Raw genomic sequence first — 21,036 nt, forward strand, 5'->3', positions numbered from 1 at the left:
TAATTGGTACAATGTTTTGGACAAACTTTTCCAACTTTTAGTGACGTTCATTCCATTCTTCCATCGGCGTCTTGTATCCAATCGAGGAGTGGGGACGCAGATGATTGTAGTAATAAAAGTAATAATCGAACATCATATCCACTTGGTTTTTGGTGAAGGCGGATATCTTTCCCATCTCCACTTTCATCGTCTGCCAAAAGGTCTCAATAAAGATGTTATCAGCGGGCCGATGCGGCCGGGACATGGAATGGAGGATTCCATTTTCTTCTAATGTCCGATGAAAGTTCTTGCTAACAAACGGACTTCCTCGATCCGTAAGGATCATATACGGTTTTTCATAGCGTTCGAGGGCATCGTTTAATGCTTCCAGTGCCACCGCTGTATTGTTCTTCGAGGATTTCGCATATCCCACCAAGACTTTCGATTGTATCGAAAGAATGCCACAAACGTAATACGTTTTGTTTTCCACTTTTATTTCCGTAAAATCGGTGGACCAAATTTCTTGCTTCTTTTCCTGCGAAGAAAGTTTGGCGTACAGATTTTCCTGAATATAGCGCTTTGTATGGGGACTTGTGTGGACATTGTGGATTTTCTTCCTGCCGTATTTTGCTTGCAAGCCATTCATTTTCAGAATACGGGAAATTTTCCATTCCGAATAGTGGCAATCTTCCTTTTCCAAGATCTTTTTTAAATGTCTACGACCAAAAGACCCGTGATGCCGATGAAATGCCTCTATCACCGGACGCATCTCTTCTTTGGAACATAGGGGCTTCAGGGGATGTTTCAAACGATAATAGTAAGAAGATCGGGGGATTTTTATGATTTCGCATACTTTACGCAACGGATATTGGCATAAATGGACAATGGCAAAGTTTATTTTGTCTGTTGTCGGCGCGCAAAGTATGCTTCGGCTTTTTTTAAGATTTCGTTCTCCATTTTGAGTTCTTCGATTTCTTTTTTCAATGCTTTGAGCTCATTTCCGGGAACAACTGCTTTGGAATCAAAAGCAAGCGGACCGTTTTTCTTAAATTCCTTTACCCAACGCCATACAGTCTGTCGGTTCAGATCATAAATCTCACAGATTTCTTTCGTGGAGTAGATATTTGACAGCTTCTTTTCCACGATATCGAGTTTGAATTCTTTTGTGAAAACTCTTCTGCTTCCTTTCGACATATGTCTCCTCCTTTGCTGAGGTAACTAAGGCCGTGTCTAAAATCATTATACCAGCTACCTCTGCTCAGGATGACAAGGAAGTGGGTGGCAATAGCTTACGGAATGCTGTCTTGCCATATTCAGGATGACAAGGTGTACGATCCACAACCCCATAAAGACGAAAAATACCGACACCGGAACAGGAGAAGTACCATCGAACCCTTACTACAAATCTACGACGCACTTTTTTCCCATTACGGCGACCTGCACTGGTGGCCGGGGGAAAACCCCTACGAAATTATGGTGGGCGCGATTCTTACGCAAAACACCGCCTGGACGAATGTAGAAAAGGCGATTGCCCGTCTGGCGGAAGACCTCACGCCGCAGAGGATCGCCGCCATGCCCGTGGAAACATTGGAAGAAAGGATTCGCCCGGCGGGATTTTTTCGCCAAAAGGCGCGCTATTTGAAGGCGATGACGGCGTGGTATGCGCGTTACAACTACGACGCCGAAGCGGTGCGACGCGTGCCTTTGGACGCGCTGCGACCCGAAATTCTTTCGGTAAAAGGCATCGGAAACGAAACGGCGGACAGCATTTTGCTCTACGCCTTCGATCTGCCGTCTTTTGTGGTGAATGCGTATACGATGCGCCACTTCGCCCGCTACCCGCTCAAGACGGGAAGGACGTATGCGGCGGTGCAGGCGTATTGCGAAGCGCGGCTCCCCGAAAGCGCCGAGATCTACAATCACTTTCACGCGTTGATCGTGATCAACGGCAAGGAACACTGCAAAAAGCGGCCGATCTGTGCGGGTTGCCCGCTGGAGGGCGGCTGCGAAAAGCGCATAGAGGAATGAATCGATCTTCGGATCGATTTTTTTGTGGAATTGTTCGGTTTTTACATGAGAAAGGGCATCTATTTCTTACACAGAATGTATACAAAAAGAATAACCGATACGAGCGACCGCCAAGCGAATTTACGAGGGGGCGGTTGTATGCGACACACCATAGGAGGAAATTATGCAAAAGACGATCAAACGAGCCGGTATGTTTGTCGCCTTATCGCTGATTTTGGTGGCCTGTGGCGGCGGTGCCGACAAAGGAAATGCCGAGAACAAAGGCGGCGAGAATACGGCGCAGGGTACGAATACGGCAGATTATACGACGAAGACTTGGGACGATATGACCAAGGAAGAACAGCAGATTTTGGCGACGAAGATGTTGACCATGAGCGAAGAAGAGCGCGCTGCGGTTTCGAAAGATATGATAGGCGTGACGGCAGCCCAAGAAGCCCAGTATGCACAGTTTACGGAAAAGGGATATCGACAGGTCGGGGACAAGTATTTTTACGGCGGCATCGTAAAAAATACGTCCGATAAAAAGGCGCTTCAAGCCACGAATGTGCACATTACGGCAGTGGATGCCGAAGGAAAGACGCTCTTTGAAGATTTAAAGGCAACCAATGGGTTGCAGCCGGGCGATCAAAATGGATTCTTCGGAATCTATGTTAAGGATTTTCCCGAAGAGGTGGCGAATATCGAGTTTACCATCGACCAGGGGTGGTTGGAAGCGCCCTCCGAGACGGCCGTACGCGCTGCCGATTTGAAGACCGAGATGCAGGTAGAAGAAGACGGGGAAGCCAAGAAGATCTATGGCACCGTAACGAACACTTCTAAAGAAGAGGTTATGTCGTTGGATCTGATATTGCTCTTGAAACGAGACGGAGAGTTTTTGATCGGCGACGACGTGAGCCTGGGCGGCTTTCAGCCGGGGGAATCGAAAGAATACTCCTTTACGATGTCGCCGGAGATCACTTACGACGATATGCAACTGGTCCCGGACTTTTATGCGCCGGATGCGAATAAGTACGAAAGAATGACGCAGGAAGGCATGGCGGAAGCTGCAAAGCAGATGTTGGATAAGAAGTAATACCCAAAAGGATTTTAGAATCAAAAACAGCGACCGCATGGCCGCTGTTTTTGATTGCATTAGAATGGCTTTGGGAAGATCAGCCGCGCGATAAGGCCGGGATCGCCGTAGGCGAACTGTACCGTACCTCCGTGGATGGCGAGGATTTTCTTTACGATGGGGATGCCGAATCCGTTGGCACTGCGGGGCGAAATATCGTCGTTTAGGCGCTCGGTATCTGCCGAAGAAATCGTCCCGTCGTCGGCAATACATAGTACCACCGCGTCTTTCGTCTCTTTGATGGCGATGCGCACCGTCACCGCCTTGTTGTGGCGAGCAGAGTTTTGGAGCAGGTTGCGCACGGCGCGGTCGATCAGGTTTTCGTCTCCCATAATGCGGGCGTCCTCTGCGTCGTCGATTTCGACGGAAAAGTCGGTGTCCGAGGCGTCGATACATTCCGCGGCGATGCGGCGTATGAGGGGAAGGAGCGCGATTGCCTTCGGGTTTTCGGGTGCGTCCAGCTGTTCCATAAAATAGGTGAGATTGAGCCCTTCCAAAATTTTGTCGATCCGAAAGGCGCTCTCTTCGATGGTTTTTGCGGCGTGGCTGATGTCTTTTCCGTCTTCGATGGATTTCGCATTGGCGGCGATCACCGTAAGGGGTGTGCGGATGTCGTGGCTGATGCCCCGAATCCAGCGACGACGCTCCGCCTTATCGGCTTCGAGGTGGCGAGAAGTGCGGTTTAAGGCTTCTTTTAGGTCGTTCAGTTCGCCGCCGTGGGGCAGGGAGACGGGGCGGTTTTGTGCCAGTTCCTCGATTCCTTTTGCCAAGGGCAGGATCTCGGCGTTTAGTTTCTTGGAAGAAAAATAATACAACAAGAATACCGCAAAAATTCCGAAGGCGAAGATAAAGAGCAGCAAGTAGAGCAGTCGAAAGGTCATCTCCACTTGAAAATAGTTCGACGCCAATTTGCCGTAGCTGTCTTTCGGATACCCCAATACGACGATGTTTTCGCCTTCTACATAGGTAAACACCGGGTGGTCCTCGAGATACCAGCGGGTAAACTTCGCCACCTCCGAAGTCTTATAGTCGTGCCGAAGCGACGCCGGAACGCCGTAGGCGGTGCGATACTTTCCCGTATCGTCGAGCACCAGCATCCATATGCCCTCGTCGGCGAGGGTATTTTGCAGGGGGGCGGACAGGGCGCGGGGGTCGTCTTTTGCGATCGCCTTATACAAAGAGTCGGGTGATTTGGGAGAGCGCGCCTCCCGAAAATAGATGGCGCCGACGCCGATCATCCAGACTAGGAGCACGGCGGCAAAGAGGGCGAGCAGTGTGGCGAGAAAGCGGAATAGGGTTTTGGTAAAAAAGGTAAGGGACTTCACGGCCGTACCCGCAGTTTATAGCCCAGTCCCCGATAGGTACGGAGGCTTTCGGGATTCGACGGGTCCTGTTCGATTTTTTGCCGAATCTTGCGAATATGTGCCATCAGGGTGTTTTCGTAGCCGTAGCAATCCTCGCCCCATACGGCAGAGAGGATGCCGTCGATGGTGACGATATGGTTTTTGTTTTCGTAGAGCAAGTGCAAGATGTGGTATTCCTTGGCAGTCAGCGGCACCTCGCCTTTGGCATTGCGTACTGTAGCGCGGTCGAAGTCGACGGTGGAAGCGGCGAGGGCCACAACCTCGCTTTCGGGATACGCGCGGTGCAGGATCGCTTTGGTGCGCAGCAGTAAGTCTTTGGGGCGAAAGGGCTTTACGATATAGTCGTCAGCCCCTAGATCGAAGCCGCTGTACTGCTTGTCCACATCCGAGACCGCCGAGAGAAAGAGCACCGGCATATTCGAAGACTTACGGATCTGTTGAATGATCGCAAAGCCGCTCCCGTCAGGCAAAATAATGTCGAGGATCGCCATATGGATGTCCTCGCGGGCGAGTATGTCGAGGGCCTCTTGCTGGTTCTTTGCGCGGGAAATATGTTCGAAGCCGTCTTCTCTCAGCACGCTTTCGACAAAGTCCAAAATGGCCGCATCGTCGTCTGTAATTAATATCGTTCGCTCGTGTGTTTTCATATTCCACCTCGAAATCAGTATATCAAAAGGAAGCGCTAATCCCTTAAAATTCAGGTAAATTTAAGGAAGGCGCAAGAAACGCGTAAGAAGTGGGCAATAGAATATATGTAGGAGGTGGAGACGTGGAAACCATGGTTTCTATGCAGAATGTACAAAAATCCTTCGGCCGGACGATGGCCGCAGATATAGAAGCGTTGACGGTGAAGAGAGGGTCCGTTTACGGACTGATCGGCCCCAATGGCGCCGGCAAGACGACGGCGATGAAGATGATTACGGGCCTTGCCTATGCCGATCGCGGCGAGATCTGTGTGGCCGGTCTGCGCGCTGGAAAGAAAAACCGCATCGAGATCGCGAAGAAACTCGGCGCACTGATCGAATCGCCCGCCTATTACGAAAATTTAACGGGCTATGAGAATTTGGACATCGTGCGGCGCTACAAGGGAATCGAAAAGAAGCATATCGACGAGGCGCTCGCGATTGTGGGGCTTACAGGCCACGAAAAGAAGCGCGCCGGCGCCTATTCCCTGGGCATGAAGCAGCGTTTGGGGATTGCGATGGCAATTATGGGTTTTCCGCCGCTGGTGATTTTGGACGAGCCCACCAACGGGCTCGATCCCCGCGCCATGGCGGAGATGCGCGATTTGATTCGTTCGCTTCCCCGCCGGTTCGATACGACGGTGATGCTTTCGTCACACGATTTGGACGAAATAGAGAAAATGGCGGATACCATCGGTATTATCGGTAAGGGAAAGATGCTCTACGAAGGTGATATGGCGGCTTTTAAGAACCGCTACCGGGGCGAGATTCGCCTGCGCACATCCGACGACGAGCGGGCGGCGATGGTGCTGGAAGATGTGCGTGCCAAACTCGAGGGCGGTTATATCGCGGTGGCGTATGGGGAAGATGCGCGGATCGGCGCGATCAACCGGCGCCTGACAGAGGCGGGGATCGACGTGTATCGCATCTACGAATCCCTGCGCTCTCTCGAAGAGCTGTTTCTGGAATTTACCCGGGACGCAGAACTTTAGGAGGCTGTATGCGCGAAAACTTATTTGCCATCGAAAAAAGAAAATACCGCGGCGTGTGGGAAGTTTTGTTCTTCGCATTGGTAAGCGCGGTGAGTTTGGGGATCGCTGCGGCGAATCTCTATGCAGGCGGAGACGGTGATGCGCTCTTTAGGCGGCTTTCGGCGGTGGACAGCTTTTTGTTTATAAAGATCATCGTCGAGCCGATTTTTCTCGCGGCGGTGGCGGGCCGATCGGTAGAAATCGAGAGCGATCGAGATATGTGGAAGATGATCCGTACGGCGGGGATCGATCTCGACAAGGTCTACGCCACAAAGTTTTGCTATTCACTTTCGAAGGTCGCCGTCTACCAAGCGGTGGAATGGGCAGCACTTCTAGTTCTGATCTCGGTATGGGTACCGGGACCGCTTCCGTGGGGGCGCATCGTCTTTTCCTATGCAGGGCAGTTTTGTGTGTCATTTTTGCTACTTGCCGTACACTATGTCCTCGCCCTTCGGCGGGGCGAGGCGCGCACGTCCGCCGCGGTGGCGCTGGTGGGCACGCTCGCGGGGCTGATCTTTCTGTTCTTGCCCGATGTCTTTTCGCTCGTCAATCCCTACAGTTGGTACGGGCGACTGATGCAGGTGGGCTATGACTACACCGGCGGAGAGCCGGTGCGGTATTTGATGGCGCCGTCGTATGGAATTCCGATCGTTGCGGTGCTATTGGGCGTGGCGGTACTCTACGGGGGCATAAAGCGAGGTGTGCGGGAATGAGAGAAGCGATTTTTATCGAATGGCAAAAAATAAAGGGAACCAAGGCGTGGATGCCGCTGTTATTCTTGCCCCTGGTCTCGGTCTTATACGGATCGGTAAACTACGCCAACAATACGGAACTCTTGCAGAGCGAATGGATCAGTCTGTGGACCCAGGTATATTTGTTTTACGGGTTGTTCTTTTTGCCGGGGCTGATCGGGTTTTTCGCATCCTATATATGGAGCGGCGAGCACCGCGGCAACAATATGAACTTGCTGTTGACATCGGCGGTGCCGCCCCGCATCATCATCTTTTCCAAGACGGCGACAGTCTTTCTCGCGGTCCTCTGTGGTCAATGTATACTGGCAGTGCTGTATGCCGTGGCGGGGAGCTTCTTTCACTTTTCATCGGCGTTTCCGGTGGGGCTCTTCCCGTATCTGCTCTTGTCGACGGCGCTTTCCCTTTGTATGATTGCCGTACAGATCTTTCTTTCCCTTAAGATCCGTTCCTTCGGCATACCCGTGGCGATTTCGGTGGCCATCAGCATTCTGGCGGTATTAGTGTCTCAGAATCCAGAGCTTCCGATTTTACAGTACCTTACGCCCAATGTGCTTATCACCCTCGCCATGAACCACTTTCCCGATACGGGCCTTACCGCGGCGGATAGTATAGGCATGGCGATCGGCGCGGCGGCGATTTTTGCACTAGCGACGGCAATGAGCATACGCGCGCTACACAAAAAGATATTATAAAGGCAGATCGAGAGGCCGAGGCCTCTCTTTTTTGCACAAAAAAATCCCGAGGCACATACCTCGGGACTATCATTATTTGTCGTGCAGTTCGAGCACTTTTTGTACGGCTTCGTCTTTTTCCATTCTTTCCATAAACTTCACCAAGTTGGGGTATTCCTTCCAGGACTTGGGGGTCATGGTGGTCCAGCGGGTGAGGATAAAGGCGTAGGGATCGAGGACAGTTTTCTTGTCCTTGTAGACGTGGTCTTTGCCTTCTAAGAGGGAATCCAAATGGCTGACCACTTTGTCGATGGCTTTATAGGACGCCTCTTTTACCTTTTCGAGATCGGCCTCGTCTTCGCTCGTGGTGTATTTTTTGGGGCCGAACATGGGCCAGAAGGCCGGGTGGTAGTCGCCGGTCAAAATGCCGCCCGTTCATTAAACAAAAACCGGTCTTCAGGGCTTTCGTCGGGACCGAGATCCGCTTCGGGATACATATCGGCGATATATTGCAAAATAGCGTTGGCCTGCGTTTTAATATTTCCGTCGCCGGAATCGAGGGCCGGCACGGCGCCTAAGGGATTGATTTTCTTGTATTCGTCCGATCCGAGTTCTACTCTTTCCACTTCGTAGTCGGCGCCCGCCCATTCCAAAGAGATCTATACGGAGAGGGCACAGGTGCCGGGTGCGTAATACAATTTCATCGTAATTCCTCCTTATGTTTCTTCTATACCCGAACCGCCGAAAAATAATTCGCATGAGAACGGGGTAAATATAAAGGGATCACGACATATTTTTATTCCATAAAGGAGCAACTATGAAGCGTATCATCGTATACGGAAGCAAATACGGCACAACGGCGCGCTACGCCCACGAATTGGCCGCGCGCATGGGGATTCCCGCCGTCGCCCACAAAAAGATCCGCGGCGACGAGGAGGCGGATCTCGTCATCCTGCTCGGCGGTCTTTACGCGGGAACGCTGCTGGGTCTAAAGCGGGCCTTGCCGCTGATGCGCCGGGCGAAGGGGTGTATCGTGGCGACGGTGGGGCTCGCGGATCCCGAGGACGAAACGGGCGCCGCAAAGATTCGCGCGGGCATTCGGCGCCAAGTGGACGACGAAATCTTCTCGAAGATGCGGCTATTCCACCTGCGCGGCGGCATCGACTACGACCGCCTGGGTACCGTGGACCGCGTTTTGATGAAGATGCTCTACTACAAAACGAGCCGCGTTCCCGAAGGGGAGCGAACCGAGGAGATGCGCGGTTTTTTGGAGAGCTACAATAAGACGGTGGATTTTGTGGACTTTGGAACCCTGGCGCCCATTCTCAAGGAAATCGGACGTAGCGAACTCTAAAAGGGGGAATGTCGATGGACAATATGAAAGAAAAGATTGCGGATGTGCTCCGCGAAATGTTGAACGAAACAAAATTGGAAAACATCACCGTAAAGGCACTGTGCGAGCGGGCGCAGATTTCGCGGCAGACGTTCTACTATCACTTTCACGATATCTACGACGTGGTGGAGTGGATCTTTCTGTCCGAAGCGGAGACGATTCTCGCCGCCTTCGATACCTTCGACGACTGGCAATATGTATATATGCTGATTATGAAATGGCTCGAGAATCACAAGACTTTGGTGCTCAACTGCTACCGATCGGTGCAGCGAGAGTATATCGAAACCTTTATCGACCGCATTCTCTACCGCTATATTTTCCATATGGTCGATGCCGAGGCGAAAGACGCGCGCATTTCGGAATCGCAAAAGGCGTTTATCGCGCGCTTTTTTACCCTGGCGCTTACCGGGATCTCGTTGGATTGGATCGGGCGGGGCATGAAAGACGATCCCAACGAGCTGGTGGGCCAGGTCTATATCCTTCTGGAAGGGGACTTTCACAAGGCGATCCATAATTTCGAGCGACAAAATCGCTGATCTTCCTTACACCGTGGGCGCGGTGTAAGGATTTTTTATACAGTTAGAGTATCTGTCTATTATCGTTTCATCACATACATCCTATACTGAACACAGAAACAAAAAAGGAGGTCCGGCGGGACGATGCCCGTTCTTTTGTGGCCCTTCGGCGCGAAACGGTATGCAAGGACGTAGCGTTTCGGCCGAAGGTCGCATCGGTTGTATCATTTGTTTACGGCATCTGCCCGCGGGCCGTGTTTCAAAAAGGAGTATGTCTATGAAACTGAAGACTTATGACGAACGACTCAAACTCACCAACGGGAACTACCATTCGCTGGTACAATCCCGTAAGCCCGAAGGCATCGAAAAGAAGACTGCGACCATCATCGGCACCGGCATTGCCGGTCTCGCCGCCGGTTGCTATCTGATCAAAGACGCCCATATGGACGGCAGCCGGATCACGTTTTTGGAACAGCTCGACGTGGCGGGCGGCTCCCTCGACGGCGCCCGCAGAGAAAACGCGGGCTATGTCGCCCGGGGCGGCCGCGAAATGGGGCACCACTTCGAATGTCTGTGGGATCTGTTCAGCGCCATTCCGTCCTACGAGGATCCGGAAAATATGTCGATATTGGATTATTTCTTCTACACCAATCTCGACGACCCCAATTCCAGCAACTGCCGCATTACCAAAAATCGCGGCGAGCGCCACGACAACGGCAAGTTCAACTTGGGTCAAGATGCGGCGAAAGAGCTGATGCACTTTATGAACATCGCCGACGAAGAGCTCGAAGGCAAGGCGATCGACGAATTCCTTTCCGATGCGGTGCTGGAATCCGACTTTTGGACATTCTGGCGTACCATGTTTGCCTTTGAAAACTGGCACAGCGCTTTGGAAATGAAGCTCTATATGAACCGCTTCGTGCACCATGTCGACGGACTGCCCGACCTGAGCGCCCTGCAGTTCTCGCGCTATGACCAGTACCATTCCTTTGTAAAGCCCATGGAAAAATACCTCAAAGACCACGGCGCCGAATTCCGCTATGGCGTTACCGTCGACAATGTGGAATTTTCGCTCTCCGACGACAAAAAATGCGCCCGCCGCATTGTCGCCACCGACGATACGGGGGCGGATGCGTCCATCGAACTCACGGACGACGATCTGGTCTTTATCACCAACGGCTCCCTCACCGAAAACTCCGGCTACGGCGACAACGACAATCCCGCGCCCATGGACAGCGCGCAATCGGGCAGCTGGAAATTGTGGAAGAATATCGCCGCCCAATCCGACGAATTCGGCCATCCCGAGGTATTTTGCGCCGACACCGAAAAGACCAACTGGGAATCCTGTACCATCACTTGCCACGACGAAAGCGCCGCAAAGTATATCGAAAAGATCACCAAGCGCAGTCCCTACGGCGGGCGCACGGTAACCGGCGGCATCGTCACCGCCGTCGATTCCGCATGGCTTTTGAGTTGGACGATAAACCGGCAGGGGCAATATCCCGAACAACCCGAAGGCGACGTGGCCGTGTGGGTATACGGCCTCTTTAGCGACAAAGACGGCGACTATATTCAAAAACCCATGCGCGAATGCACCGGCGAGGAGATCACAAAAGAGTGGCTCTACCACATCGGCGTGCCGGAAGAGGAAATCGAATCGATCGCCGACACCTGCACCGCCGTGCCGGTGATGATGCCCTATATTACCGCGCAATTTATGCCGCGCCACTTCGGCGATCGGCCCTATGTGGTGCCGAAGCACGCCGTAAACTTCGCCTTCCTCGGCCAATTCGCAGAAACCTTGGACATCCCCGCGCGCGACACCGTATTTACCACCGAGTACTCCGGCAGAACCGCCATGGAAGCCGTATATGTCCTCACCGGCGTGGAAAAAGGCGTGCCCGAAGTATACGCTTCCCGCTATGATATGCGCTACTTGATGGCCGGCGCCTCTTCGCTCCTCGACGGCGAAAAGCCCGACATCCACGTGCCCGAACTCGTCAAAAAGAAAGTAGCCGCCGCCCTCGAAGGCACCGACACCCTCAAAATGCTCAAAGAATACAATCTCCTCTAATCTCCTAGACGACAACCTTCTCCTTGGGATGCATACAAAAAACAGGCCCCGCCGCGCGCGAGGCCTGTTTTTGTGTGGCTATTCTTTTGTCTGCGCCCGGCGAATCGCCGCCTGAAAATCCGCCATCGGCGCGGCGCCGGCGATCGTGTATTTCTCGTCGAAGAGGAAAAACGGCACGCCGCGGATCCCGATCTCTTCCGCCCGCACCAAATCGCGAATATAAAAGCCCTCGTATTCGCCCTTGGCGAGCACCGATTCGGCTTCGGCGGGATTCAACCCGACCTCCTTTGCCAGCGCAACCAGCGTCGGGCGGTCGCTGATCAGTGCCCCTTCGAGAAACACCGCCTCTTGCGTCCGGCGAAAGAATTCCGTGCCCTTGCCCTTTGCCTTGGCGTACTGAAACAGCCGGTGCGCGTCCTTCGTATTGCCGCGCACGAGGGCGCGCCAATCGATGGAAAGGCCCGCCTCTGTCGCCAGCGCATCCACATCCGACCGGGCGGCGATAACCTTGTCCTCGCTCCATCCCTTTTCCGCCGCGAGCCGCTCCCAGTAGGGTTCGCCCTCTGCCGGATAGATCGCATCGGAAAGCGAATAACTCATATATTCCACCTCGGCCTCGGCACCCTCGGCGACCATCGCCGCTTCCATTTGCTTCGAGCCGATCAGACAAAACGGGCAGAGAAAATCCGCCCACACTTGAATCTTCATACAACGCCTCCTTTAAACATTTGCATACTATATCTACCCGGAGGCGACCGGCGTTATAGGGGGAGGCTTGTTTTTTCGATTGGCCGTCCTGCCTTTGCTTTTGTGAAATAAAAGCCCACCCCGCATAGCGAGGTGGGTGCTTTCTTATTTCTTCTGATATTCCTTTAGCTTGCGCGTAATCTCTTGGCCGGTCTTTCGATAGTACAAGTAAATTCCCGCCCAGAGGGCAAAGAAAATCACGATATTGATGATGAAAAACCCGATCAACGCAGATGCACCTTGCTGTACCGGCAGCCATCCCCCGTACAAGGCCGCGCCCGCCAACACCGTCGTCCCGATCGCGAGATGGATCAGCGTCTGTACGGGGAGCGAGAGCCGTTCGTCGTCGTAGACGATCGCCGGAAGCCCGAATCCCAAACCGATGAGAATCGACGCCAGCGTCCTTTTGCTGTAGGCGTAGTCGTGCATTTCCAAATGGCCGCCGGCGATCTGCTCGACAATGACATTGGCCAGGCAGAAGATGACCAGAGCGGCGCCGATGCCGATGGCGGCGTTGTACAATAATTTTTTCAACATATACTTCCTCCTTAGAGTCCCAGTCGCTTCTTAAACGCCGGCAGATAATGCCGGGAAATATACTCGCTTTCTCCGTTTTTCAGATAGAGCCGCATCATACCGCCCCAGGTGGCCTCCATCGATTCGCAGGCATTCAGATTGACCACGGCGGATTTCGAGATGCGCACAAAGTCCCTGCCCAGAGCGTCGTGGAGTTCGTACAACCGCCTGGGGGATTGCAGCGTGCGGTTTTTTGTGACAATCTGCGTCTTGCCGCCTTCGACCCGCAGCAGCAGGACATCCTCGGGCTCGACGAGATAGATCCTGTCGTCGCTCGTCGCGGAAAGCGGGCCACCTTCGTCGGTAAAAATCTTAAGAATGCGCTGCACCTCCTCGTCGATTGTCGCGGCATAAATCACCGCGTGGGGCGTTATACAATCGGGGTCGATCTTAATCTCGGCCTTCATCGTCTCTCTCCTTTCTTCTCTGCTTGCAGTATAGCACCCTTTTGGAGGGTTGTATCGTCGATTGCTGTAAGTGGTCCAAATGCGGGGGTGAAATGCAGGGGGAAGGGGAGTATTTTGAAATCCCATCTACTTAATGAATTAATATGTTAAAACAATGGAAAATTTGAATAGTTTCGCCTATAATCGTTTGCAGGAGGTCAATTTTGTTAGCTAAATTTCGATTATATTTTCCCCGTGAAGAATTGCATTATCGCATGGGCAGTGTTTTTCACGGATTCTTATTACAGGCCATGGACGGCAACTTGGCCACGCGATATCACGAAGCCGAACATAAACCGTTTAGACAAGCGATTTCCTTTGAAGGGGAGTTTGCCATTTGGGAGATTTCGACGGTAAATGAAGAAGCGTATGATGCCGTACAGACGGTAATTCAACCGCTATCGTCGATCCACATTGCGCATAGAGATGCCAATTACGAAATTCTCAAAAAGGAGATAGTCACAGAATCGCGCGATCAGTTTGTAAAGCGATTTTTGACACTACAATCGCCCAACCGCTTCGCAAACATTCGCTTTGTGACGCCGGCCGCCTTTAAATCTCAGGGGCGATATGTTCATATGCCGACGGTACATTTGATTTTACAAAGCCTCTTAAAAAAATTCGACGCCTTTGAAAAGAATTATGCGTATTTATCGCAAGAACTCTTGCAGGACATGGAAGAAAAGATCGAGATTCATAATTACCGTTTGAAATCGAATCCATTTCCATTGGAGCGGATTATCGTACCCGCTTTTATGGGAACGGTAGGCCTCAAAATGGCGGCCCCCGATCCCTTAAAATCCTTCGTCCATATGTTGGTCGCCTATGGCGAATATGCGGGAATCGGAATCAAGACGGCACTGGGCATGGGGAAAATTTGCAAAATGGGGAGTGACGCATGGAACGAGAACAATTCAATTTGATACTGGGCTGTCTCTTACATGATTTGGGAAAGATTTTGTATCGCTATGACGATCCCAGAAAGCATGCGAAGAGCGGCGGCGAGTTTTTACAAGAGCATCTGCATATAGACGATCCCACGGTACGAGAAATGGTGCTCTATCACCATTCGGATGCACTGCGTCGTAGCGGTTTGGCAAGAGACCATTTCGCCTACATCTCTTACATAGCGGACAATATCGCGGCATTTTCGGATCGGCGAGGCAGAGAAGGCGAAAACAAGAGATTTTTGCCCGACACGAATTTGGAATCGATCTTTAATATCCTAAACGGAAACAACCGACGCGGCGTATACCCCGCCACAATGCTCGACAGCAATGCGCCGATTTTTCCGCAATCACAGGAGCGCGGGCTGGATCGGGAGTTTTATGGAAAAGTGGTAGATCGCGTGCGAGACAATCTCGCACACTTAAGTCAAGATTTTGCCTATCTACAATCCTATTTGGAGGTGGTAGAGGCAACGATGTCGTTTGTCCCTTCTTCGACCAATACCGCCGAGTTTGCGGACATTTCGCTGTTCGATCACCTAAAGCTGACGACGGCGTATGGCGCGGCAATCTATGCGTATTTGCAAGAATGCGGAGAAAAAGATTATCGGGCCCGCCTTTTGGACGGCGCGGAAGATTTTTACGAAGAAGAGGCGTTTTTGCTGGTATCGCTCGACATGAGCGGAATTCAGAAGTTTATCTACCGGATTATCAAAAAGGGAGCACTCAAATCCCTACGGGCGCGTTCCTTTTATTTGGACATAATGCTCGAAGTCATTGTCGATGAAATCCTTGCGCGGTTAGATTTGATCCGCGCGAATCTCTTGTATATCGGCGGAGGCGGCGCGTATCTGCTCCTTCCCAATACCGAAGAGACGAAGCGGGTGCTCGAGGCCGTGCAAAAAGAGGTCAATGGTTGGTTTATGCAGGAGTTTTCGACCCAATTGTATTTGACCCTTGCCTATACGCCGGCTGCGGCAAATCACTTCCGCAATGTGCCGGAAGGAAGTTATGGCGCGCTGTTTCGGACGCTTTCGGAAAAGATCAGCGCACAAAAACTCAAACGGTATACATATCGGGACATTGTGGCATTCAATGAAGCTGTGGTTGTCGACGGCGATCGGGAATGCAAAAACTGCAACCGTACGGACCACTTGACCGAAGAAGGCATATGCGAAATGTGTGCCGACTTGCAACAGGTATCCGCGGGCATTTTCGAAAGGGACTTTTTCTTATTTACCGAAGAAAAGCTCGACAAAACCGGTCTCGCCTTCCCCTTCGGACAATGGATGTATCCCGTCGGAAAGCGAGATTTGGCAAAATACATGGAATCCGGAAAAGCCTATGTACGCGCTTATGCAAAAAACGAGTTCTATACGGGCGATGCCCTCTCGACCAATCTGTGGGTGGGAGATTATCACTACAACAAGTTTACCGATCAGCTGAGTCGAGGAGAAGGGATCGAACGCATCGGGGTACTGCGCGCCGATGTCGACAATTTGGGACAGACATTTGTAAAGGGCTTTGAACGCAACGGCAATACGGATCTCGTTACGCTGTCCAGGACCTCGACTTTGTCTCGCGTATTTTCCAACTTCTTTAAATCAAATATAAATCATATTTTGGAGCATCCGGAGTACCGCTTTCGCGATGGTGAAATAGAGCCCAGAAAATGCAACATCATCTACTCCGGCGGAGACGATATCTTTTTGATCGGCCATTGGGCGGATGTAATCGAATTTGCCGTGGATCTGCAGCGCGCGTTCCGCCGTTTTACAGAAGACAGCGTTACGATATCTGCAGGCATCGGCATCTATGCCTCTTCCTATCCCATCAGCCATATGGCCGAGGAAACGGGAGAATTGGAAAGCGCCGCCAAGGCATATATCGATCGGTGGGAGAATCCCAAAAATGCGGTCTGCCTGTTTGAAGAAAATATGGCATTTTCGTGGGAAGAGTTTACCGAAAATGTGATCGGTGAAAAATACGATCTGTTGAAGCGTTATTTCCATGCCATGTATCCGGACGATGTCCAATCGGGCCATTCGGCGTTGTATCAGATTTTATATTATCTGCGCGAGATCGAGGACAAGATCAATTTTGCGCGCATACTATATCTCCTTTCTCGAAAAAAACCGAAGGAGAGAGAAGCGCGGGCGGTACAACAAGAATTGATCCAAAAATTGTACGAATGGTTGAAGATTGGGGAAGAGCGCAAAGCATTAGAGATGGCAATGATATTGTTGGTATACGAAAATCGAGGTGACAACGATGTACAATGATCGAACAAACAAAGGGTACAAAAAAAGCAACCATAAGGGGCAGGGGCCTGCGGTGCGCGCGAAAGAGATTAGAATCGACAATTTTTCCGATATGGCGGAAAAGGTGATGGATTCTTATGGCGACAACATCCGCGTAACTTCCAGCCAAATTCGTCCGTTTTTGGCAATGGTCAACCATATTGCGGAAGGGAGCGTAAAGGCGCAGGGCCCCCTCACAGATATAGAGCTAGGGGAAATCCAATATTTAAAAACGCGCTTGGTCTATAGCGCCGGCAAGGAACGAGATACCGCAACTTTTGTAGAGAAGGCAGACATTCTGGCCTTTTTGGACCGCATTACACAGTCGAAAGACAGAGAAGAAATTCAGTTGTTGGGGAAGTATTTCGAATCGTTGGTGGCATTTCATAAATTTAAGGGAGGTCGTGACTAATGGCATACGGAAAAATTGCAATCACTGGAGAAATTGTTTTAAGAAGCGGATTGCATATTGGCGGATCGCAGGCATATTCTGCCATTGGCGCGGTGGATTCTCCGGTAATTAAAGATCCTTTGACGAAACTTCCGATGATTCCCGGCAGCTCTATCAAGGGAAAGCTACGCAGCCTTTTGGCACGAAAATACAATAAGGGCTTTGTGGAACATAAAGACGACGACGAGAGAATCTTACGTCTGTTTGGATCTCAAGAGCGCATAGCGCGTATCCTCGTTTCCGATGCCGTTATGTCGACAGAGGAAGAAGCGCGTCTACTAGCGCTGGGCGCAGAAGCGACCACAGAAGTAAAATTCGAAAATACCATCGGTCGCGTCGATGGGGTCGCCAACCCCAGACAGATTCAAAGAGTGATCGCCGGGGCTCGCTTTCCCTTCGAAATTATTTATGAGTACTACGACGAAGAAGAAGTGTTCGAGGATATGGCCATATTAAAAGAGGGGCTGGAGCTCTTAGAATACGATTTTTTGGGGGGACATGGGACCCGCGGTTATGGGCGGATAGAGTTTGATGCAATCGACATCTGGCCGGTAGTGGGCTCGGAGGCCGAAGCATTGGCGGAACAAGTCAAAGGAAGATGGTGAGATGAAGGCGTTACAGACAGTCGTTTATCGGCTAATATTTCCGAATGGCATTCATTTGGGCGGCAATAAATTGTCCGATGCCGAAAGCACGCTCCGCGCCGACACTTTGTTTTCCGCCCTTTGTCACGAGGCACAGAAGATACAAGTAGACGGAATTGAGAAGTTGGTGGCGCTTATCCGAGAAGGACTTCGGTTTTCCGATGCGTTTCCCTTCGATCGGGAGGAACTCTTCTTACCGAAACCCATGGTATCGATCCGCGGAGAGGACCGAGATTCGTCCCAAAAAAAGAAGTACAAGAAAATCGACTATATTCCGCTAAGCGAATGGAGCGAATATATCGCCGGCAATTCCGATCCCGACGATATACTCGATGTCCTTGAGGAAACGCGGCATCAAACGGTATATACAAAGATCCTTCACCGCCCTGTAGGGGATCACGAAATCTATAATCTCGGCGTGCGCTATTTTCCGGAGAATGCGGGATTGTATTTTATCATGCGCTGCCCCGAATCCCGGCTGGGATGTATGGACGAGTTACTCTATTCCCTATCGTATTCGGGCATCGGCGGCAAGCGCAAATCCGGCTTCGGGAGATTCGAGATCGCCTCCGCAGATACGGAAGTGCCCGTCGATTTGAAGAACCTATTGACGGGCTCCTGGAACAGCTGGATGAGCCTGACAACCTCTCTTCCCGGACGTGAAGAAGGAGAGAAAGTCGTCGACGGCGCCCTCGGGTACGAAGTGATTCGCCGCGGCGGGTTTATCGCCTCGGCGGATGCAAAGGGCAACTTTCGCAAGCCCGTGCGAAAGCGAGACATTTACTTTTTGCGTTCCGGCAGCGTCTTTCGCGATCGATACCGAGGAGAGCTCTACGATGTCTCGCCCGGCTATGGCCATCCTGTATACCGCTATGGAATGCCGATCTTTGTGGGGGTGAAGTCGTGAAAGAAAAAAACTACATCGTTCGCCTCACCGCGAAAGGGCCCGTGCATATCGGAAGCGGCGAGATTGCGCGCAAAAAGGAGTATGTATATAACCAAAAGGAAAATCGTATCGATTTTCTGGATATGCGAAAATTCACCTTTCTTTTGATGCAAGAGGGTCTGATCGAGTCCTATCACCACTTCATTCAAAGGGACAACCATAAAAAGGGGTTGTATGAATTTTTGGTGGACCACGATTTGCAAAAGAAGTATCGGTCTACGATTCGCTACAGCCTCGACAGTTCCACGCTTTCGTTTCGCAAGGGAAAGCCGCTGAACGACATTGCCCTCGCGATAAAAGATCCTTATGCCAATCCCTACATTCCCGGCTCGTCCCTTAAAGGCGCGTTGATCGAAAACCTCCTCTACGCCTGCGCGCTTAAAAATCGCGATCGTTTGGAAAGGAAATACCGCAATCGTTTTGCAGCGGCACGGGAAAAATACAAAAGATGGCGGGCGTATAAGGAAATCGGAGAAAGCCTTTCCGAGGACCTTTCTCGTCTCTTGATTGGCGAACACTATAAAGAGCTCGGAAAATACATCTCCGTCGGCGATTCCGTATCCGTAAAGAAAGACAATTTAATTTTGGCACAAAAGTCGGATTTGATCATCAGTCCGAAAGGGGAGGCGTATGACAAACAGAAGAACTTAAATCTCATTCGCGAATCCATAGACCGGGAAACGGAACTCTCTTTCCCTCTAAAACTCACCGACCCCCATAAAGTATCGGCAAGCAAGCTCTTAGATGCCATAGAGGATACCTTTATCGAACTCGATGGGCTTTATCGGGATTTAGCGGGATTCGACGAAATGCAAGCACGTCATATCTACGTAGGTGGCGGTACGGGCTATATCTCCAAGACCTTGGTCTATAGTTTGTTTGAACGGGACGAAGCGGTGGATGTCGCAATCGATGTATTGCGCGCGAATTTTAAAAAACACAAACGCGAGGAAGATCGAGCGGTCAAATTGGCGCCGCGCACGGTGAAGATGGCAAAGACGGTCCATGGAATCGAAGAGATGGGGCTTTGTAAAATCGACATTGAAGAGGTCTCAAAGTGATCTTGTACCTGACCTCCCAAGGGGCCGACGTGCATATTGAGGAGGGGCGCCTCATCATACAAGAGGCGGATCCCGGCGGCGTGCGCCGCTCCATTCCCAAAGAACAAATCGATGCTATATATGTTTTCGGGCAGATACAACTCACCACCGGCGCCATTCGGCATTGTTTGACAAGAGGCATTCCCGTGTCGTTTTTCTCCACAAAAGGAAAATACTTCGGCAAACTCTACACAACAAGTCACGGAAACATATTCCGACTGAAAAGACAAGTGGAAGCTGCCGAAAACGAGGACTTTGCCTTGGGAATTGCGAAAAAATTTGTGGCGGCAAAGAGCAACAACCAAATTACGATATTGCGCAGGCAGAATCGCGCGAACGGGAAGATGGATTCTAAAATTCGAGAGATTCAGATCCTGCGAAGAAAACTCGATTCCGTCGCGACCGTACCCGAACTCATGGGTTACGAAGGATCTATTGCAAGAATCTATTTCCGAGGACTTTCAAAGTCCGTTCCCCAAGCGTTTGCGTTCTGCGGTCGCAATAAGCAACCGCCGCGCGATCCTTTCAATTCTCTACTCAGTCTCGGGTACAGCATTTTGTTGAACGAGATCGTAGGCAACTTAGAGGCAGTGGGTTTACACCCGTTTTGCGGTTTTCTGCACCAGGACCGAGAGCGGCATATGACCTTGGCAAGCGACATGATCGAAGAGTTGCGTGCGCCCATCGTCGACAGTCTGGCCATAAAATTATGCAATCACGTATTCTCTCCCGAGGACTTCGAAATACAAAATGGGGGATGTTTTTTGAAACAAGAGACCTTAAAGATATTTTTGCGGGAACTCGAGGAAAAATTGATGCGTTTGCAGAACTACCGACAGGATGAAAATCCTATGTCGTTTCGAAAAGCATTGGGTCTGCAATCCCGCGATTTGGTGCGGGCCATCGAAGACATGGATCCCGAGAGGTACACGCCTTTATGGATACGCTAAGAGAGGAATTCTTGGTAGAGGATTTTAGAAAACCCACCGGACAGAAGAAATATCTCTACCTCATCATCTACGATATCGTCGACAACAAGCGAAGGAATCGGCTATTCAAATTTTTGAAAGGCTACGGCACGCCGGTGCAGAGATCCTGCTTTGAAAGCTACCTGACGGAAAGCGAGTACCTAAAAGTGGAAAGACGCATTTGTCGATGGATCGATCCCGAAGAAGACAATGTGCGCACCTATCAATTGCACGGATTGAACCGCGTCTTCAATTACGGAACCGACAACCCCAATGCCTACACTGAATTTATCATTTTCTAGGAGGAAAT

The 21,036-nt window shown here is 51.2% G+C and carries 25 protein-coding genes; 16 read left to right on the plus strand and 9 right to left on the minus strand.

From position 1 onward, the window contains the following. Window positions 1-37: 37 nt before the first annotated feature. Window positions 38-964 (minus strand): IS3 family transposase, encoded by a 927-nt coding sequence (locus EL294_RS01045; RefSeq protein ID WP_126464687.1) that lies wholly within the window; start codon window positions 962-964, stop codon window positions 38-40. Beyond that, the gene (locus EL294_RS01050) at window positions 874-1,173 is read right to left on the minus strand and encodes a transposase (protein ID WP_126464664.1); all 300 of its coding nucleotides are present in this window, start codon (window positions 1,171-1,173) and stop codon (window positions 874-876) included. The genes EL294_RS01045 and EL294_RS01050 overlap by 91 nt, the downstream gene beginning before the upstream one ends. A 132-nt stretch (window positions 1,174-1,305) precedes the next feature. Here EL294_RS01050 and EL294_RS01055 point away from each other — a divergent pair, with 132 nt between their 5' ends. Both EL294_RS01055 and EL294_RS01060 read left to right on the plus strand, forming a co-directional pair. Further along, complete coding sequence (locus tag EL294_RS01055) at window positions 1,306-2,007, plus strand: endonuclease III domain-containing protein (RefSeq protein WP_197721094.1); 702 nt, start codon at window positions 1,306-1,308, stop codon at window positions 2,005-2,007. Between the two features lie 163 nt (window positions 2,008-2,170). Continuing rightward, window positions 2,171-3,079: a hypothetical protein gene (locus tag EL294_RS01060; protein ID WP_126464688.1), complete on the plus strand. Its 909-nt coding sequence runs from the start codon at window positions 2,171-2,173 to the stop codon at window positions 3,077-3,079. A gap of 59 nt (window positions 3,080-3,138) precedes the next feature. On the opposite strand, the gene EL294_RS01065 is transcribed toward EL294_RS01060, so the two are convergent. Continuing rightward, complete coding sequence (locus EL294_RS01065) at window positions 3,139-4,443, minus strand: sensor histidine kinase (RefSeq protein ID WP_126464689.1); 1,305 nt, start codon at window positions 4,441-4,443, stop codon at window positions 3,139-3,141. After that, on the minus strand, window positions 4,440-5,129 hold the full coding sequence (locus EL294_RS01070; RefSeq protein WP_126464690.1) for a response regulator transcription factor: 690 nt from the start codon (window positions 5,127-5,129) through the stop codon (window positions 4,440-4,442). The genes EL294_RS01065 and EL294_RS01070 overlap by 4 nt, the downstream gene beginning before the upstream one ends. A gap of 131 nt (window positions 5,130-5,260) precedes the next feature. Here EL294_RS01070 and EL294_RS01075 point away from each other — a divergent pair, with 131 nt between their 5' ends. The 3 genes from EL294_RS01075 to EL294_RS01085 are packed head-to-tail and all read left to right on the plus strand — an operon-like array spanning window position 5,261 to window position 7,640. Next, window positions 5,261-6,157: an ABC transporter ATP-binding protein gene (locus tag EL294_RS01075; RefSeq protein WP_232006511.1), complete on the plus strand. Its 897-nt coding sequence runs from the start codon at window positions 5,261-5,263 to the stop codon at window positions 6,155-6,157. 8 nt (window positions 6,158-6,165) lie between these two features. Continuing rightward, on the plus strand, window positions 6,166-6,909 hold the full coding sequence (locus EL294_RS01080) for an ABC transporter permease (RefSeq protein WP_126464692.1): 744 nt from the start codon (window positions 6,166-6,168) through the stop codon (window positions 6,907-6,909). Continuing rightward, complete coding sequence (locus EL294_RS01085) at window positions 6,906-7,640, plus strand: ABC transporter permease (RefSeq protein WP_126464693.1); 735 nt, start codon at window positions 6,906-6,908, stop codon at window positions 7,638-7,640. The genes EL294_RS01080 and EL294_RS01085 overlap by 4 nt, the downstream gene beginning before the upstream one ends. Window positions 7,641-7,712: 72 nt before the next feature. Here the strand turns inward: EL294_RS01085 and EL294_RS07985 are convergent, their stop codons facing one another. Together EL294_RS07985 and EL294_RS07990 are read right to left on the minus strand one after the other, a co-directional pair. Continuing rightward, window positions 7,713-8,042 carry a glutathione S-transferase family protein gene (locus tag EL294_RS07985; RefSeq protein WP_232006485.1) on the minus strand — a complete coding sequence of 110 codons (330 nt, stop codon included), beginning with the start codon at window positions 8,040-8,042 and terminating at the stop codon, window positions 7,713-7,715. Further along, window positions 8,039-8,272, minus strand: coding sequence for a glutathione S-transferase N-terminal domain-containing protein (locus EL294_RS07990; protein ID WP_232006486.1), 234 nt, complete (start codon window positions 8,270-8,272; stop codon window positions 8,039-8,041). The genes EL294_RS07985 and EL294_RS07990 overlap by 4 nt, the downstream gene beginning before the upstream one ends. 164 nt (window positions 8,273-8,436) lie before the next feature. On the opposite strand from EL294_RS07990, the gene EL294_RS01095 reads away from it, so the two are divergent. The 3 genes from EL294_RS01095 (at window position 8,437) to EL294_RS01105 (ending at window position 11,601) form a co-directional block, all read left to right on the plus strand. Further along, entirely contained in the window at window positions 8,437-8,973 is a 537-nt protein-coding gene (locus tag EL294_RS01095) for a flavodoxin domain-containing protein (protein ID WP_126464694.1), read from the plus strand. Window positions 8,974-8,987: 14 nt separating this feature from the next. After that, window positions 8,988-9,548 carry a TetR/AcrR family transcriptional regulator gene (locus EL294_RS01100; RefSeq protein ID WP_164715168.1) on the plus strand — a complete coding sequence of 187 codons (561 nt, stop codon included), beginning with the start codon at window positions 8,988-8,990 and terminating at the stop codon, window positions 9,546-9,548. Window positions 9,549-9,804: 256 nt separating this feature from the next. Further along, window positions 9,805-11,601 carry an oleate hydratase gene (locus EL294_RS01105; protein WP_126464696.1) on the plus strand — a complete coding sequence of 599 codons (1,797 nt, stop codon included), beginning with the start codon at window positions 9,805-9,807 and terminating at the stop codon, window positions 11,599-11,601. A gap of 78 nt (window positions 11,602-11,679) precedes the next feature. On the opposite strand, the gene EL294_RS01110 is transcribed toward EL294_RS01105, so the two are convergent. From EL294_RS01110 to EL294_RS01120, 3 genes are all read right to left on the minus strand, one after another. After that, window positions 11,680-12,309: a DsbA family oxidoreductase gene (locus EL294_RS01110; RefSeq protein WP_126464697.1), complete on the minus strand. Its 630-nt coding sequence runs from the start codon at window positions 12,307-12,309 to the stop codon at window positions 11,680-11,682. A 144-nt stretch (window positions 12,310-12,453) separates the two neighbouring features. Beyond that, window positions 12,454-12,885, minus strand: coding sequence for a DUF3021 domain-containing protein (locus EL294_RS01115; RefSeq protein ID WP_126464698.1), 432 nt, complete (start codon window positions 12,883-12,885; stop codon window positions 12,454-12,456). An 11-nt stretch (window positions 12,886-12,896) separates the two neighbouring features. Further along, complete coding sequence (locus tag EL294_RS01120; protein WP_164715169.1) at window positions 12,897-13,331, minus strand: LytTR family DNA-binding domain-containing protein; 435 nt, start codon at window positions 13,329-13,331, stop codon at window positions 12,897-12,899. Window positions 13,332-13,534: 203 nt separating this feature from the next. Here EL294_RS01120 and cas6 point away from each other — a divergent pair, with 203 nt between their 5' ends. From cas6 to cas2, 8 genes are read left to right on the plus strand one after another with little or no spacing between them, the layout of a single operon-like run. Beyond that, window positions 13,535-14,293, plus strand: coding sequence for a CRISPR system precrRNA processing endoribonuclease RAMP protein Cas6 (gene cas6, locus EL294_RS01125; RefSeq protein WP_126464700.1), 759 nt, complete (start codon window positions 13,535-13,537; stop codon window positions 14,291-14,293). Then, complete coding sequence (gene cas10 / locus EL294_RS01130) at window positions 14,269-16,599, plus strand: type III-A CRISPR-associated protein Cas10/Csm1 (RefSeq protein ID WP_126464701.1); 2,331 nt, start codon at window positions 14,269-14,271, stop codon at window positions 16,597-16,599. The genes cas6 and cas10 overlap by 25 nt, the downstream gene beginning before the upstream one ends. A 52-nt stretch (window positions 16,600-16,651) precedes the next feature. Then, window positions 16,652-17,029: a type III-A CRISPR-associated protein Csm2 gene (gene csm2, locus EL294_RS01135; RefSeq protein WP_164715170.1), complete on the plus strand. Its 378-nt coding sequence runs from the start codon at window positions 16,652-16,654 to the stop codon at window positions 17,027-17,029. Beyond that, entirely contained in the window at window positions 17,029-17,673 is a 645-nt protein-coding gene (gene csm3, locus EL294_RS01140) for a type III-A CRISPR-associated RAMP protein Csm3 (protein ID WP_126464703.1), read from the plus strand. The genes csm2 and csm3 overlap by 1 nt, the downstream gene beginning before the upstream one ends. Window position 17,674: 1 nt before the next feature. Continuing rightward, window positions 17,675-18,619, plus strand: coding sequence for a type III-A CRISPR-associated RAMP protein Csm4 (csm4, locus tag EL294_RS01145; RefSeq protein WP_126464704.1), 945 nt, complete (start codon window positions 17,675-17,677; stop codon window positions 18,617-18,619). Continuing rightward, entirely contained in the window at window positions 18,616-19,719 is a 1,104-nt protein-coding gene (gene csm5, locus EL294_RS01150; protein ID WP_164715171.1) for a type III-A CRISPR-associated RAMP protein Csm5, read from the plus strand. The genes csm4 and csm5 overlap by 4 nt, the downstream gene beginning before the upstream one ends. Further along, complete coding sequence (gene cas1, locus EL294_RS01155) at window positions 19,716-20,708, plus strand: CRISPR-associated endonuclease Cas1 (RefSeq protein WP_126464706.1); 993 nt, start codon at window positions 19,716-19,718, stop codon at window positions 20,706-20,708. The genes csm5 and cas1 overlap by 4 nt, the downstream gene beginning before the upstream one ends. Beyond that, on the plus strand, window positions 20,696-21,028 hold the full coding sequence (gene cas2, locus EL294_RS01160) for a CRISPR-associated endonuclease Cas2 (RefSeq protein WP_126464707.1): 333 nt from the start codon (window positions 20,696-20,698) through the stop codon (window positions 21,026-21,028). Before cas1 ends, cas2 begins: the two co-directional genes overlap by 13 nt. Window positions 21,029-21,036: the final 8 nt, after the last annotated feature.

Origin of the sequence: Aedoeadaptatus ivorii, from assembly GCF_900638585.1 — a bacterium.
In the GTDB taxonomy this organism is placed as follows: domain Bacteria; phylum Bacillota; class Clostridia; order Tissierellales; family Peptoniphilaceae; genus Aedoeadaptatus; species Aedoeadaptatus ivorii.